The organism is Streptomyces sp. NPDC088812 (assembly GCF_044750285.1).
Lineage (GTDB): Bacteria > Actinomycetota > Actinomycetes > Streptomycetales > Streptomycetaceae > Streptomyces.
Map to the genome: position 1 here is coordinate 68,661 of NZ_JBIVJP010000034.1, position 12,335 is coordinate 80,995.

The 12,335-nt window shown below is 69.7% G+C and carries 22 protein-coding genes and 1 pseudogene; 2 read left to right on the top strand and 21 right to left on the bottom strand.

Annotation, left to right across the window (positions count from 1 at the left end; all coding sequences use genetic code 11):
* Positions 1-33: 33 nt before the first annotated feature.
* From ACIP67_RS40575 to ACIP67_RS40670, 20 genes and pseudogenes are all read right to left on the bottom strand, one after another.
* On the bottom strand, positions 34-219 hold the full coding sequence (locus tag ACIP67_RS40575) for a helix-turn-helix domain-containing protein (protein WP_401699090.1): 186 nt from the start codon (positions 217-219) through the stop codon (positions 34-36).
* Positions 220-604: 385 nt separating this feature from the next.
* Positions 605-874 (bottom strand): annotated as a pseudogene (locus ACIP67_RS40580) (WhiB family transcriptional regulator); the annotation flags it as partial.
* Positions 871-1,725: a hypothetical protein gene (locus ACIP67_RS40585; protein WP_401699092.1), complete on the bottom strand. Its 855-nt coding sequence runs from the start codon at positions 1,723-1,725 to the stop codon at positions 871-873. The gene ACIP67_RS40585 and the pseudogene ACIP67_RS40580, both read right to left, overlap by 4 nt.
* Positions 1,722-2,024: a hypothetical protein gene (locus ACIP67_RS40590; protein ID WP_401699094.1), complete on the bottom strand. Its 303-nt coding sequence runs from the start codon at positions 2,022-2,024 to the stop codon at positions 1,722-1,724. Before ACIP67_RS40590 ends, ACIP67_RS40585 begins: the two co-directional genes overlap by 4 nt.
* Positions 2,021-2,410 (bottom strand): hypothetical protein, encoded by a 390-nt coding sequence (locus ACIP67_RS40595; protein WP_401699097.1) that lies wholly within the window; start codon positions 2,408-2,410, stop codon positions 2,021-2,023. The genes ACIP67_RS40590 and ACIP67_RS40595 overlap by 4 nt, the downstream gene beginning before the upstream one ends.
* Positions 2,411-2,490: 80 nt before the next feature.
* Positions 2,491-2,904, bottom strand: coding sequence for an endonuclease VII domain-containing protein (locus ACIP67_RS40600; protein WP_401699099.1), 414 nt, complete (start codon positions 2,902-2,904; stop codon positions 2,491-2,493).
* A 69-nt stretch (positions 2,905-2,973) separates the two neighbouring features.
* Complete coding sequence (locus ACIP67_RS40605) at positions 2,974-3,432, bottom strand: hypothetical protein (protein WP_401699101.1); 459 nt, start codon at positions 3,430-3,432, stop codon at positions 2,974-2,976.
* Complete coding sequence (locus tag ACIP67_RS40610; RefSeq protein WP_401699103.1) at positions 3,429-4,301, bottom strand: hypothetical protein; 873 nt, start codon at positions 4,299-4,301, stop codon at positions 3,429-3,431. Before ACIP67_RS40610 ends, ACIP67_RS40605 begins: the two co-directional genes overlap by 4 nt.
* The gene (locus tag ACIP67_RS40615) at positions 4,298-5,191 is read right to left on the bottom strand and encodes a PD-(D/E)XK nuclease-like domain-containing protein (protein WP_401699106.1); all 894 of its coding nucleotides are present in this window, start codon (positions 5,189-5,191) and stop codon (positions 4,298-4,300) included. Before ACIP67_RS40615 ends, ACIP67_RS40610 begins: the two co-directional genes overlap by 4 nt.
* Positions 5,191-5,574, bottom strand: coding sequence for a hypothetical protein (locus tag ACIP67_RS40620; protein WP_401699108.1), 384 nt, complete (start codon positions 5,572-5,574; stop codon positions 5,191-5,193). The genes ACIP67_RS40615 and ACIP67_RS40620 overlap by 1 nt, the downstream gene beginning before the upstream one ends.
* Positions 5,571-5,762 carry a hypothetical protein gene (locus ACIP67_RS40625; RefSeq protein ID WP_401699110.1) on the bottom strand — a complete coding sequence of 64 codons (192 nt, stop codon included), beginning with the start codon at positions 5,760-5,762 and terminating at the stop codon, positions 5,571-5,573. Before ACIP67_RS40625 ends, ACIP67_RS40620 begins: the two co-directional genes overlap by 4 nt.
* Complete coding sequence (locus ACIP67_RS40630; RefSeq protein WP_401699112.1) at positions 5,759-6,025, bottom strand: hypothetical protein; 267 nt, start codon at positions 6,023-6,025, stop codon at positions 5,759-5,761. Before ACIP67_RS40630 ends, ACIP67_RS40625 begins: the two co-directional genes overlap by 4 nt.
* Positions 6,022-6,630 carry a hypothetical protein gene (locus ACIP67_RS40635; RefSeq protein ID WP_401699115.1) on the bottom strand — a complete coding sequence of 203 codons (609 nt, stop codon included), beginning with the start codon at positions 6,628-6,630 and terminating at the stop codon, positions 6,022-6,024. The genes ACIP67_RS40630 and ACIP67_RS40635 overlap by 4 nt, the downstream gene beginning before the upstream one ends.
* Positions 6,627-7,031: a hypothetical protein gene (locus tag ACIP67_RS40640; RefSeq protein ID WP_401699117.1), complete on the bottom strand. Its 405-nt coding sequence runs from the start codon at positions 7,029-7,031 to the stop codon at positions 6,627-6,629. The genes ACIP67_RS40635 and ACIP67_RS40640 overlap by 4 nt, the downstream gene beginning before the upstream one ends.
* Positions 7,028-7,312, bottom strand: a complete 285-nt coding sequence (locus tag ACIP67_RS40645; protein WP_401699120.1) for a hypothetical protein — start codon at positions 7,310-7,312, stop codon at positions 7,028-7,030. The genes ACIP67_RS40640 and ACIP67_RS40645 overlap by 4 nt, the downstream gene beginning before the upstream one ends.
* Positions 7,309-8,244 (bottom strand): hypothetical protein, encoded by a 936-nt coding sequence (locus tag ACIP67_RS40650; protein WP_401699122.1) that lies wholly within the window; start codon positions 8,242-8,244, stop codon positions 7,309-7,311. The genes ACIP67_RS40645 and ACIP67_RS40650 overlap by 4 nt, the downstream gene beginning before the upstream one ends.
* Entirely contained in the window at positions 8,241-8,588 is a 348-nt protein-coding gene (locus tag ACIP67_RS40655) for a hypothetical protein (RefSeq protein WP_401699124.1), read from the bottom strand. Before ACIP67_RS40655 ends, ACIP67_RS40650 begins: the two co-directional genes overlap by 4 nt.
* Positions 8,585-8,938: a hypothetical protein gene (locus ACIP67_RS40660; RefSeq protein ID WP_401699126.1), complete on the bottom strand. Its 354-nt coding sequence runs from the start codon at positions 8,936-8,938 to the stop codon at positions 8,585-8,587. The genes ACIP67_RS40655 and ACIP67_RS40660 overlap by 4 nt, the downstream gene beginning before the upstream one ends.
* 87 nt (positions 8,939-9,025) lie before the next feature.
* On the bottom strand, positions 9,026-9,217 hold the full coding sequence (locus ACIP67_RS40665) for a hypothetical protein (RefSeq protein WP_401699129.1): 192 nt from the start codon (positions 9,215-9,217) through the stop codon (positions 9,026-9,028).
* Positions 9,214-9,438, bottom strand: a complete 225-nt coding sequence (locus ACIP67_RS40670; RefSeq protein WP_401699132.1) for a helix-turn-helix domain-containing protein — start codon at positions 9,436-9,438, stop codon at positions 9,214-9,216. Before ACIP67_RS40670 ends, ACIP67_RS40665 begins: the two co-directional genes overlap by 4 nt.
* Positions 9,439-9,696: 258 nt before the next feature.
* Between ACIP67_RS40670 and ACIP67_RS40675 the strand changes: the two genes are divergently transcribed.
* Together ACIP67_RS40675 and ACIP67_RS40680 are read left to right on the top strand one after the other, a co-directional pair.
* Positions 9,697-10,146, top strand: coding sequence for a hypothetical protein (locus ACIP67_RS40675; protein WP_401699135.1), 450 nt, complete (start codon positions 9,697-9,699; stop codon positions 10,144-10,146).
* A 49-nt stretch (positions 10,147-10,195) separates the two neighbouring features.
* Positions 10,196-10,753: a hypothetical protein gene (locus tag ACIP67_RS40680; protein ID WP_401699137.1), complete on the top strand. Its 558-nt coding sequence runs from the start codon at positions 10,196-10,198 to the stop codon at positions 10,751-10,753.
* On the opposite strand, the gene ACIP67_RS40685 is transcribed toward ACIP67_RS40680, so the two are convergent.
* Entirely contained in the window at positions 10,638-12,290 is a 1,653-nt protein-coding gene (locus ACIP67_RS40685) for a recombinase family protein (protein ID WP_401699139.1), read from the bottom strand. The two genes, ACIP67_RS40680 and ACIP67_RS40685, sit on opposite strands and share 116 nt — an antisense overlap.
* Positions 12,291-12,335 lie beyond the last annotated feature (45 nt).

Consider the following 12,335-nt stretch of genomic DNA (forward strand, 5'->3'; position numbering starts at 1 on the left):
TCCGCCCGGCGGGCCGCTTTCGTGTGGGCGGGTTCAGCTGTTGGAGCGGATCGTCCGCGTGGACACCCCGAACTCGACGGCCAAAGCCGTCACGGTCTCGCCGTCCGCGATCCGGCGGCGGATCTCGTCCCGCTGCTGCGGGGTGAGCTTGGTCCGCTCGTAGTAGGCGGGCGCGGGCTGGCGGCCGTTGTTCCAACCGCGCTGTGAACTGGTGGCCATCAGACGTCCTTCCGGGCGGGGCATTGGGTGCGGTGTGCGCTGGTGGGGTCGGAGGCGACGAGATCGGCGACCCGCTGCTTGCCGGTGGCTCGGCGGTGCGCGAGACACAACCCGCACAACCAATCCGCGACCGGCACCTGACCGGCACGAATGTGGAGACCGCCAAGCCAGCCAGGCATCAGACCGCGAGCTCCCGCGACGTGCCCGCCCGCCGGAGCCGGTTGTCCGCGTCCGTGTGCGCCTGCCGGCACGGCCCGCAGATCGCCGTCTTGTCCCTCTGGTGCTTGCGGTAGCCGGAGTTCGTGCCGCAGCGGGCCGGCTCCGGGCTCTTCCGCTTCGCCTTGGGCTCCGGGGAGTCTTCGACGTAGCGGACCTTGACGCCGCGACGCCGCAAGATCTGCTGCCGCTCGCCCTCGGACAGCCCGCCCCACACGCCGTAGGCCTGGCGGGTGTCGAGCGCCCACTGCCCGCACTGCTCCATGACCGGGCAGGTCCAGCACACGGCCTTCGCGTGGCGCTCCGCGGCCTGCGCGGCCGGGGAGGAGCCAACGGGGAACCAGTCCTCCGCGTCCTCACCCTCCGCTCCGCACAGCGCGCTGTCGCGCCAGTCCGCCTTACGGCGCGTCTCGGGAACAGATCCGGTGTAGGCGCTCATACGGCGGCCCTCCTGTACTCGCGCAGAATGTCGGTGACGGTGGTGAAGCCCATCCCGAGACGGGCCGCGATCTCCTCCGGGCGGATACCGAAGCCAGCCAGGTGCTCGATCTCCTGACGGCGCAGCTCGGCGAGCTCGTTACGGGTCAGCTCCGGCTCCGGCAGGTCCGCGTCGGGCCGCGCGTCGGGGTTGTCGATGGTGTGCTCGTCCCAGGCGGCCGGCCCGTGCCAGCCACGTTGCGCGGCATGGGTGCGAGCCCGCTGACTGCGGCCGGGGGTGCGGGACAGGTGCCGGTATGCGACGGCGACGGCGCCAGCGGTGGTGGCGCGGACGTGCGGGAGTTCACCGCGGGCGATACGCCCGAGTGCGGTCTCGTACAGGCCGAAGCGGGGGGCGAGTTGGGCGACGGGCCAGCCGATCGCGATGAGGGCGCGGACGCGGCGCACGGTGCCCGTGGCGTCCACGTCGCGGGTGTCGGACGGGGGCTCGCTGAGGGGGATCGCGAGGATGGCGCGGGCGGTGTCGTTGGCGACTTCCCGCTGCCCGGCGAGGACGGACCCGACGACCCGATGGGCGAGGCCTGTGGCACGCCTGATCTGTGCCTGGGTCCAGCCCGCCGCCAAAAGGAGTTCGATGTGGTGTCGGGTCTGGGAGGCGTCGGTGCGGCGGCGCTGGCCGCGGTGGTGGTCGAGCCGGATTCGGCTCATGTACTGGTAGTCGGCTTCCCTGCACTCGGGGAGGCGGCAGCCGCGGAGGTAGCAAGCGCGGGACGGGGTGTGCTGCTCGTGGTCGAGCCGGGGCCCGGCCGCCGTGGTGGCGGCCGGAACCTCGGGCAGAGCAGGGGCGGTCATCGGTTCCCCCCGATGTGGATGGTCACATGGCCGTGTGCGTCGCAGCGGTGGGCGCCGTCGTGGACGACGACCGGCACCTCCGCGCGGCAGCCGATGCAGTACCGGAACGCCGCGGTCGGCCAGCCCGGCCCGTGGACCGCCAGCGCCGGGATCAGCACCCCCGCGGGCACGTACTCCTCGACCGGACGCCGGCGCGGCCCGCGATGCTCCCCGCGCGTCCCCCAGCCGCGGCCGATCATCGTCATGCCGACACCGAAAGCCATCAGCGTGGACGCCACAGCGGCGTGAAAGTCGCTCACGACGCCACCCCCTTCGAAGCCTTGTAGCCGGGCTGCCAGGGGCTGCTGTCCTCGATCCGGCCGCCACCCAAACCGACGGCGTCGTCGAGACGCTTCTGCAACTGGTCCGCGCGGCGCTTCTCCGCCGCCGCCCTGGCACGCCACTCGGTGACCGTGCTCTCAGCGACCTGCTTACGGGCGGCGGCGAGGTCGTTCGTCAGGCATTCGTTGACGATGCAGGCGTCGGTGTACTTCTCGTCAGCCTCGGTGAACTGGCTGGCCGCGGTTTCGGCGGCCTTCCGGTAGGCGTCGCGGTCCTTGGCGAACTGGTCGCGCTCCCCGCGCAGCCGTTCACGGTCGGCGTCCACGGCCTCGTAGCGGCGGCGGGAGACGAAAGGCCATCTCATAGCGGTTTCTCCGTTCAGAAGTTCTGTGGTGTGCTGGGTGCCGGCCGCCCCGCACTTCGCCTGCGGGGCGGCCGCATTCGTCAGTGCTTCAGCAGGGGGTTACCGGCTCCGTAGGTGGCCAGGTACTTGGACACCTCGTGTTGGCGGTTCTCGTAGATCCCGACAGCCAAATTGCAGTTGGTGCAGAGCAAGGCTCGTACGGCGCCGGTGGCATGGCAGTGATCGATGGCAAGGCGCTTGCCGGTGCCTGGCGCCTTCCCACAGATGGCACAGACGCCTGCCTGTGCGGCAACGAGCGCCTCGTACTGCTCGACCGTGAGCCCGTACTCACACCGGAGCTTCCGCCTGAACCGCTGGTCGGGCGTCTCGCCCCTCTTGCCGAGGCGGGCGGTGCTGCGACACGCGGCGCAGATTCCTCGGCGCTTGGAACGCTCTTTATGGAACTCGCCCTCAGGCTTGATCTCCCTGCATGTGTTGCAGGCCTTACTGATCACGGCCTGGGCTCTTTGGTCCGAACTGGACACTTGTGATCCTTTCTTTGCGGGGCGGCCGACCAGCAGGGGTCAGGTAGGCGAGCCGTCGGTGTCCCACGGGGTGGGCATGGACTCGACCTGGGCGATCCACTTGGCGCGGCGCTCTGTCGGACACAGGTCCGTGTCGCGCGGCTCCATGCCGAGCTGGTCCTGGATGTAGGCGTCCACCGCGTTATCGACGTTGAGGCCGACCGAGTCCAGGTAGGTCGCGAGTCCGCGGGCGTGCTGGTGGGCTTCGTCGCCTTCGCTCAGGGCCAGGCCCTCGGCGACGTGTCGGATCAGCGCGAAGCGCATCGTGTTGATCGTGTGCCGGTACGCGATCGTGTCCGCCATCGCGGTCTCACCCGCGGCGAGGGTGGCGTGGACCTGCGCCATCCGCAGGTGGAAGTCCGTGGCGACCGGGTCGGCGGGGTGCGGCTTGTCAGGACTGCTGACGAACGAGCCCTGGCTGAGGTGCTTCTCGGCTTCGGCGCGGTGGTTGACGCTCACTGGGCACCGCCGGGCGTGGCCGTCTCGGGCCAGTCCGCCGCCGCCCGCTCACCGGCCTGCGACTGCTTCGCCTGCTGCGTGATCTCGTCGACCGTCACCCGCGGCAGCGGAAATTCCTCGTCCGCCGTCACCTCACCGCGATTGATCGACTGGAACGCCACCAAAAGCTGCGCAACGTCGTGCTCCGTCCACTTCCCCGACGGCCGGCCCAACTTCGTCTCGATGCGGTCCTGCGTGACCCCGATCCCCTCGAACGCGCGGATCGCGTCGGCGATGCGCTGCGGCAGCGGCTTGCCGCCCCCGTCGGCCAGCGTCTTGGTGCAGATCTGCTTGGCCTCCTCGACGAACCACGGCGGGAGGATCGCGAAGATCGCCTCACGGACCCGTCGGGCGCCGTTGTTGGCGTTGTTCTCGTAGATGTCCCGCATGTCGGTGAGCTGCTTCGGACCGCCCTTCTGGTCCCTCTTGTGCGGGACGATGAACGTCGAGCTGTTGCGGGAGTTCTTCTCGACGTCCCAAGCGAACGCCTGCATCTCGGACTGGCCGAACTCGTCGTCGCGGCGCATCTCGACGAGGCCGTACTGGATGTTGCCCCAGCAGCGGGCCAGCTCGCGGGCGAGGTGAACGGAGGCGCCGGTGATGTTGCCGGAGCCGCGGGAGTAGCGGAAGAACGCCCGCTCGGCGAGGAACAGTTGCTGGCAGGACTGGCGCATCTCGGCGATGGCGGCGTTGATGTCGCGCGGGCAGTTCTGGGCGACGACGATCGCGGCCTGAACCTCGGCGACGGCGCGGGACTGCTCGACGGCGGTGCCCTGCCCGACCCTCGCTGGGGCGGCGGCCGGGGTCATGCGCTCGGCGGGGTAGCTCACAGGTACTCCTCGGTGTCACGGATGGCGGCCCAGGTGGGCAGGGAGAGGTAGGCGATCTCGTTGCTGTAGCCGGGCCACACCCCGGACTCGGTGCACTCGGCGAAGACTTCGAGCGCGCGCCGGTTGCGGGCGGCGCCGATGCGGCGGGCCTCGGCGTCCATCTCGACGACGGTCACCAGGTAGGGCGGGGTCTTCTCCTGGCAGACGAAGACGAACGCGGCGCTGTCGTCGGCGAGGTCGAGGGCGCGCGCGGCGGCCCGGTACCAGTCGTCCTGCTGGTGGTAGCCGAAGTCCTCCACCGCGCGCGCCAGGGCGGCGGGCTCGGCCGATCGGCAGGTCTTGTAGTCGGGGATGATGAGCCGGCCGGACCGGGCGTCGGGCAGCCAGTCGAAGCGGGCCCGCCGCATGACGCCGGTCGGCCGGTCGCGCCAGAACAGGGACTGTTCGGGCTTTCCACGGGCGGGGTCGAAGAGCATCGAGGCGACGGGGTGGCGGCGCAGGGCGTCGGCCATCGCCTGGACCTGCTCGTATTCGGCGGGCTTGAGCGGGATGTTGCCGTCGCTGCGGATGGCGGCGACCTCGGCCTTGACCGCGGTGGTGGTCCACTTGTCGGCGTCGACGCGGATGAGGTCGGGGCCTTCGCCGAGGACGAGCTTGTGGGCGGCGGAGCCGAGCTCGAAGGTCTTCTTCGTCTCGGTGGGGTTGTCCTGCGCGTGCCGGAAGAGGGCCGGGCAGGACGGGGGGAGGAGCATCCTCGCGCCGGACGAGGAGAGGGCGTACCGGTGGGAGTGGTACGTCTCGTTGGTCATGTCGTAGATGCCGGGCTCGGTGATGGGTTCCGGGCCGGCGGCCGGGACGGTGGTCGCCCCGGCCTGCGCGACGGTCGTCATCAGCGCCCGTCCTCTCCGGTGGTCTGGCACTCGTGCTGCGCAGCGAGCGCCATGAGGTCGATCAGGTTGTGGGGGCCGACGCCCTGCACGAGCTGGCCGCACGGCTGGTGCCGCAGCTCGGTCACGGTCCGGTCGGTGCCGTCGCTGAGGCTGACCACGGGCGTGAACTCGTTCAGGACCCAGCCGCCGGAGCCCGCGTGGATGCGGCCGGTGCGGTAGCCGGAGCGGTACACCGGGTCGGTCTCGTCGTCGGCCACGGCCATCACGGCGCGGGCGAGGCGTTCCACGTCTCGACGGTCGGTGAGCTGGGCGTAGTCGTCGGCCCCTTGGAGGGCTTCGATGTACCGGGCCACGCGCTCGGCGGGGTAGGCGCGGTTGGTCACGATCGGCCGTCCTTTCGGTGGCAGGGGCAGGGCAGGAACATCTGCGTGACGAAGGCGGCGACGGTTCCGGCGACGATGCACACTCCGGACGCGGTCGCCGGGTCGCTGATCGGGAGGAGACTCGCGGCGACGACCGCCGCACAGCCCGCGGCGAGGACCGCGAGGACGTACGTGATGCGGGGGATCACCGGTGGCCTCCCATCAGCGGCGTGTACCAGCGGTCGTTATCCGGGCCGCGCTCGGCGAGGAAGCCGTGACGGGCCAGGAACTGGAGATCGCCCCGTGCGGTGGACCGGCAGCATCCCCAGCCGCGGTCGCGGTAGAGGCGGACGATGTCGCCGGTCCGCCACGGGCCGGGCTGGGCTTGCATGGCGGTGAGGAGGTTGCGGCGGCGTTGGTTGAGGGCGGCCTGCCGCTGCCGGTGGACGAGGTCCTTCATCGCGGCGGTCACTGGGTCTCACCCGCCTCGGTCACGTCGATGTGGCCGTGGAACTGGTGCGCGTCCCAGTCGTCCTCGTAGTACGCGTACTCCTCCCACTCGCCTCGGAAGTGGCGCCATCCGAGCGCGGTGCGCTCGCCGTCGTCGGGGTGGGTGGTGACGGCGTCGCAGCGGAACCGCCAGTCGTCGTCACCACTGGCGTAGGTGCGGCCGGGCTGGAAGAAGTCCGGCGCGCCCGCCTTGGCGTTGTCGCGGGCGTTGGCGTCCTCCACCGCGTGGTCCAAGGCGATCCGCTGCACATCACCCATCACGACCTTACGCGCGGCCACCCGCATCGCCAGAGCGTGAGCCCGCAGGCGTTGCAGTTCGCCCGGGTACGCCTCGTCGTCCGGCGTCTGGTAGTCGGCGATGTCCTCCAGGCAGGTGATCGCGTCACGCCAACCCGCCCCGTACCAGACTGGCCCGGTCAGGGCGGTGCACTGCACGGGGATCGCCCGCAGCCGGCCGACGGCTTTCGCGATGACCTCCGTGCGGTAGTTGTCGAGCTCGGCGCTCGCCCGGTCCGGGTCGATCAGGGCGCCCGTGAGGCGGGCGTACAGCCAGTCCCGGGCGCTCACGACGCCCTCCGGCCGGTCTCGGGCTGCGGGTTCGCGGCGGGGTGCGTGATCAGCGACCCGCCCCGCTGCAAGAACCGCGACGTACGCCGCTCGACCTCCGTCAACTCCGCCAACATCCGGCGCACATCCGGGATCTGCACCGCGACCTGCGCCGTGTCCATCCCCGCGACGTCCTCGACCTGCTCCACCGCGGCGTCCAACTCGCCCTCACGAGCCACACCGGCGACGACCGCCGCCAACTCGTCGAGGGCGTCGAGGATCTCGTCGCGGACGTCGGGGTCCCCCCACTGGGCGACGAGCTGGACGAGGGTGTCGGTGCGGATCTCGTCGACGCGGAGCACGCCGTGGAGGTGGTCGGCGCCGAGATGGAACGACATGCCCGGCTTGCTGGAGTGGTTCACGACATGGCTCCCTTCGGGGAGGTGGTGAGGAGAATGAGGAGGGCGGCGGCGTCCCGGCAGAACTCGCGCACGGTGTGCCGGGCGGTGTCCCACTCCCGCAGCAGCAGGTACAGGGCCTCCGACCGGACGGCGCGGTCCACCACGGTCACGAGGGGGCGCGGCCACGCCCAGCACTCGGCGTCAACGAGGAGGAAGTACGGGACCGACACCGCGGCGGGGATACCGGCACCGAGGGACAGGAACGCCGCCCACTCGGCGAGCGTGTGCGTGTGGCCGCTCACTCGTCGGCCTCCTCGTCGTACTCGGAGGCGACCTCCAGCGGGGTCACCACGTAGCCGGTCGGCGACTCCGTGCCAGGGGAGCGAGGGATGCGGATGCGGACCAGTTCGGCGACGCCGTCCTCGTCGACGTTCCACGCCATGGGGGACACGCGGTCGTCCCGGAGTTCGTGCGCCTCGCAGTGCTCGTATGCCGCCTGGCGGGTGGTGTACAGGCCCATCCCGATCGAGTCGTGCGAGGCGCGGAACACCGTCAGTGGGGCGGCATCAGCGATCTCGCCCTCGTCCTCGTACCCGGCGACCGTCCACCGCTCGGCGTTCCGGTCCCACACCACCGACCACGCGTTCCGGTCGGTCAGTGTGCCGTCGAGGTCGATCCCCACCGCCATCCCGACGGAGTGCGCGGCGTTCAGGGCGTCCGCGATGGCCACCCAGTACGACCGCTCCGTCCGCGGCACGAACACCTCGGCGTCGTCCCCGGCGCCCGAGTCCTCGCGGAGGGCCTGCGTCGGCGCGAGCAGCCGCGTCAGCTTGTCCGCCGACGCCTCCGCCGCCTCGGTCAGCGCGTACGCGATCGGGTCCTCGTCCACCGGACGCCCCTCCGCCGCACGCTGCGCCAGCGTCACGTCGACCAGCGCGGCGTTCGTCGTCTGCCGCTCGGCGAGCAACTCCTCAACGCGGCACCACGGGCACCCTCGGACGTCGCCCTTCGCCCGCAGCCACGTCGAGTGGCCGGGCTCGGGGCACGACGCGGACACCCGGCCGTCGATGTCGGCCAACTCCAGCGAGCGGAAGGCCTTCAGTTCCGCCGAGATCTCCGGGGACATGAGCAGCTGCGCGGACTCCAGCGACAGCGCGATACCCGCCGCCGTCCGGTTCTGCGTCAACGCCGCATTGATGACGTCCGCCGCAGTGTTCACCAGCTTCGTGTTCACGCGGCACCGCCCGTCTCGGCCAGCGCCGGGATCCCGCGCTCCGCACGGAACTCGTTGATCCCCGCCTCGCAGCAGACAGGCTCACCCTCGACCGAGTGCTCGTCCTGCCGGTAGTCCTCGTTGGCCGCGTCCTTCGCGGACAGGACCTCCCACCGCAGACCGCAGTGCGAGCACTCCTCGCGGGTGTCCCACCGCTGCGCCATGTCGGCGACGCCGTCGACGTGCCGCTGCACGGCCTTCTCCAGATCGGCCAGCAGGCCCCGCATCTGGTCGTGGCTGAGTCCGTTGCGCCAGGTGTCCGGGGTGATCTCGACGCGGTAGTTGTCGCGGATGACCTTCTTCATGCCGCCACCGCCGACGCCTCGGCGTCCGTCAGCGTCCACGCGACCACCCGCACACCCCGCACGTCCTCCCGAACGGCCTCGATGTACACCGAACCGTCCTCACGCGTCCGCATGGACTCGGTCAGCATCTGGTCGTCCCTGAACTGCCGCAGCCCCGGCATGTCGTTGTGGAAGTAGAAGCGGAGCTCCGGCGCCCCCGGCGCCCACGGGCGGGCGGCGACGTCGAACTCGGTCGGCAGCACGCTCGTCTCGCTCATGATCTGCTCGGCCACGGACAGCGCAGTCATGAAGCTGTTGCGCTGCACGAGGTCGGCGGCCTGGGTGGCGGGTTCGGTAATCTGACTGGTCACGGGGACCTCTTTCTGTGATGAGGGGTTCGCCGAGTCGGGGGCTGCTCAGGCCGGCACAGTCGGAGCGGCCCTTCGGCGTGTGATGGGTCAGGCGGCGCGGGCCGCGGGCCGGGCGGAGACCGCCGGCCGGGACGCCGGGACACTGCCACCGGGCCGCGTCATGATCCGTCGGAGTTTTTCGACGAGCTCGGGACTGGGGTCCGGGGCAGCGTCGACGCACTCGTGGATGTGGGCGACGATGTCGGGCCCGAGCAGCGCGTGCCGCTCTTCGCGGGTCATGCGACGGCCTCGATGGGGACGCGCTTTATGACGCCGCGGAGGTCGAGGTCGTAATGCTCGGCCAGTCGCATGGCGCAGTTCAGGTCAGGCTGTGCCTCGCCGCGGAGGTAGCGGGATACGGACGATTCGGCGATTCCGGTGCGGCGGGCGATCGCGGCCTGGCTGTGGTCTCCGCGTGCCTTTACGACTGCGAGAAGGGCGGGGACGTCCAGACGGAACACGTAGTCACCTCCTTCCGTGGGGAGCGGGCAGGGGTTGTCGCTGGTAGCAGGAAGTTCCTTGCTCACGAGGAAGACTCTTACATGAACCTTCCTTGCGCGCAAGGAAGGTTGAGGGGTGGATTTGAATCCTTTGCTTTCGAACGTGCGTTCGTTCGCCCGAGTGACCGGTGTTAATGCAGGTCAGTGACGCAATGAGCGCCCTTGCGGGCAAGGAAGTTTCTGGCTATCTCCCTACCTAGGGCGGTAGAGTCCACGGACATGAGCGAGGGGACCCCCACACGCGCGCAGCGATTCCGCGACCTCGTCGTGCCAGCTGCCGAGCGGGCCGGCTACAAAGGCCACGGCGCCAAGGCGCGATTCGCACGCGATACCGGCATGCCGGAAGCCAGCGTCACCCGGCTGTGGCAAGGAAGCGCCGTACCGGACGGCCGCTTTTACGACGCCCTCAGTGAAGTCACCGGCATCGACCTGGGCACCCTCCTTGTGGAGGGTGGGGTTCTGTCACCCGAAACTCTTCAGTCACTGTCCGAAACTGACCGAACGCGGGTAAGGTCAGCACTCACCCCGGAAGAAGCGGCTGACCGCCTCGGCATCAATGACGACGTAGACCGCGAATACTTCTACGCCACCATCGAGCACCTCAAGCGCCGAGAACCCGATGCCCCAGACGACCGCACCGACCGGGGAGGAACAGCAGCGCAGATGTGATGCGGGGGTACAAATGGATCTCACGAGCAGTACGCGAACCATGGCCACCATGGCCACCACGGCAGCCGCGATGATGCTCGGAGGTCTAGGGCTCACCATCCACGGCGTATCGCGTGATCAAGCCTCACACTCCCTCGCGGGATTCGTCCTCAGCATGATCGCGCTCGCCGTCATCATCCTCACCGTGCTCCACAGCTGGATCACCGACACCCGCACCGAACGCATAGCCCTCGCGGCCGCGCAGCGCGAAGCGCAGGCCGAACGCACCCGCTGCATCGCCGCCCAGGCCGCCCTGGAAAACGAGCAAGGCCGCCTCTACAGAGACCTCGCTGCCGAACGCGCCGCAGACAGAGAGCGCCTCGAAAAGGAGCGGGCCGCCATGCACGAGCAGTTCGAACTCGACCGCGGCCAGCTCGTCAACGAGGCGATGGCCACACTCGCCTCCTGGATCGTCGACGGCAAAGTCCAGCCGCCCGAGCGGAAGACGAACCTCATCCGCTTCCCGAATCAGGAGCAGCAAACAGTCCGGACCCCGCAGCGCGAGACGCCCCGGGGACACGGAGCGGCCGGTTCCGGAACCCCGGCTCACCCACAAACGACAGCGTGATCCGCCCCGGTTCCAGCGTCCGCATCCCCAACCGGCTCGCCTTATGCAGCCTGACCGTCACCACACTCCGGATCACCTCCCGCTTCTGTTCCAGCGAAAGCCCTGGCACCTCAGGCTGCGTTCTCGTCGCGGGCCGACCGTTCCACACCACATCTGGATCCTCCGCGGTCAGCAACCGCAGCAGCAACGGCGACACCCCCCTGGGCCCCTCCAGCTTCTTCCGCTCAGCTTCCAACCGCGGCATGAGCGCCTGCTCCATCGCGGCCAGCGCTGCCACCGACAACTGCGGCCGGCCAGTTTCCGAGTCGAACGTCGCGGCCAACTGGCGCGCCTCCCGCAACTGCTCTTCATAGCCGTTGATCAGCCGCTGCGCCTCTTCTGCCTTCTTGGTCGCCTCGCCATCGTCCGGTACCAGGGCGGCCCGAGCCGCGTCCTTCCGCTTGAACCAGCTGATGACCGCTTCCTCAACGAAGGCGTCGGCGACGTCCTCCCGGATGGCGACGTTGCGTGCGTCCTTGCAGCCGAGCACGGTGTAGGCGCCGCTGCCGTGCGGGTAGGTGGCGAGGACAGCGTGGTCGCCGCATTCGCCGCACAACCCGTTGAAGGACAGCAGATGCGCGGGGTCGGTGCCCCTGTGAGTTACGCGTCCTGGGGCGGTGAGCTTGTCTGTGACGCGGAGGAACATGGCCCGGCCGTCGGGCGTTTCCAGGCCTTTGATCGGGTCCCACGTGCCCTTGTGGTAGTCGCCGTGGTGGAGGCGCTCGCCGAGGTAGGCACGGTTGAGGAGCATGCTCCTGACGTTGCGGTTGCTCCACGGGGCACCGTCTGGGCGGGCAGCCTCAGGCACGGAGGCGAGCCAGCGCACGATGGACCCGATCGAGTGGTCTGCGTCTGCACGGCCGAGAGCCCTGTAGATGTACTGGCCTCTGACGGGGTCCTCGTACTGCTTGATGCAGCGCTTGCGGCCGCCGACGACCGCGTATTCGCGGAGGTAACCGTAGATCAGCTTGCCGTGGGGCAAACCCTCTTCGGCCTGCTGCATGGCCGTACGCAGGTTCTGATCGCGCAGTCCCTCGGCTTCGTCCTCGGCGTCCACGGCGTGCATGGCCGTGGTCTTGCGGTCGTCGCGGCGGGAGAGGTCGTAGACCTGGCCGTTGTAGCAGAGCAGCACGTTGGCTTTCAGGCAGGCGTTGCGCAGCCTGACGTACGCCTCCAGATCCCGGTAGTAGCGGGCCGCGTTGTAGGCGATGACGATGCGGCGGACTCCGGCCGGGGCGGGCTCGTTGACGATCGTGGCGAGGAGGTCCTCGAAGTCCCCGCGGGCCTTCTTCGAATGCCGGCTCGCGGAGATGTCGGTGTCCTTGAACTCTCCGGCGATGCGCCAGTCGTGGCTCTTGCAGAGCGAGCGGCCGGTGATGAGCTGGTCTTCGACGGAGCCGCCCATCTTGAGCGGGTCGTCGGAGTTGCGGCCGTAGAGCCACGCTTCGAAGCGGACGTCCGGGATCACCAGGTGGAGATATTCAGGCGCGTACGGCATGCCCTGATGCTAGTACTGCATCGTGTCTTACGGCAGTTGTGGGAC

Excerpts from the sequence above, each read along its gene's own strand:
- ACIP67_RS40575 (WP_401699090.1), bottom strand. The coding sequence starts at position 219 with ATGGCCACCAGTTCACAGCGCGGTTGGAACAACGGCCGCCAGCCCGCG.
- ACIP67_RS40585 (WP_401699092.1), bottom strand. The coding sequence starts at position 1,725 with ATGACCGCCCCTGCTCTGCCCGAGGTTCCGGCCGCCACCACGGCGGCC.
- ACIP67_RS40595 (WP_401699097.1), bottom strand. The coding sequence starts at position 2,410 with ATGAGATGGCCTTTCGTCTCCCGCCGCCGCTACGAGGCCGTGGACGCC.
- ACIP67_RS40615 (WP_401699106.1), bottom strand. The coding sequence starts at position 5,191 with ATGACGACCGTCGCGCAGGCCGGGGCGACCACCGTCCCGGCCGCCGGC.
- ACIP67_RS40655 (WP_401699124.1), bottom strand. The coding sequence starts at position 8,588 with ATGAAGAAGGTCATCCGCGACAACTACCGCGTCGAGATCACCCCGGAC.
- ACIP67_RS40665 (WP_401699129.1), bottom strand. The coding sequence starts at position 9,217 with ATGACCCGCGAAGAGCGGCACGCGCTGCTCGGGCCCGACATCGTCGCC.
- ACIP67_RS40675 (WP_401699135.1), top strand. The coding sequence starts at position 9,697 with ATGAGCGAGGGGACCCCCACACGCGCGCAGCGATTCCGCGACCTCGTC.
- ACIP67_RS40680 (WP_401699137.1), top strand. The coding sequence starts at position 10,196 with ATGGCCACCACGGCAGCCGCGATGATGCTCGGAGGTCTAGGGCTCACC.
- ACIP67_RS40685 (WP_401699139.1), bottom strand. The coding sequence starts at position 12,290 with ATGCCGTACGCGCCTGAATATCTCCACCTGGTGATCCCGGACGTCCGC.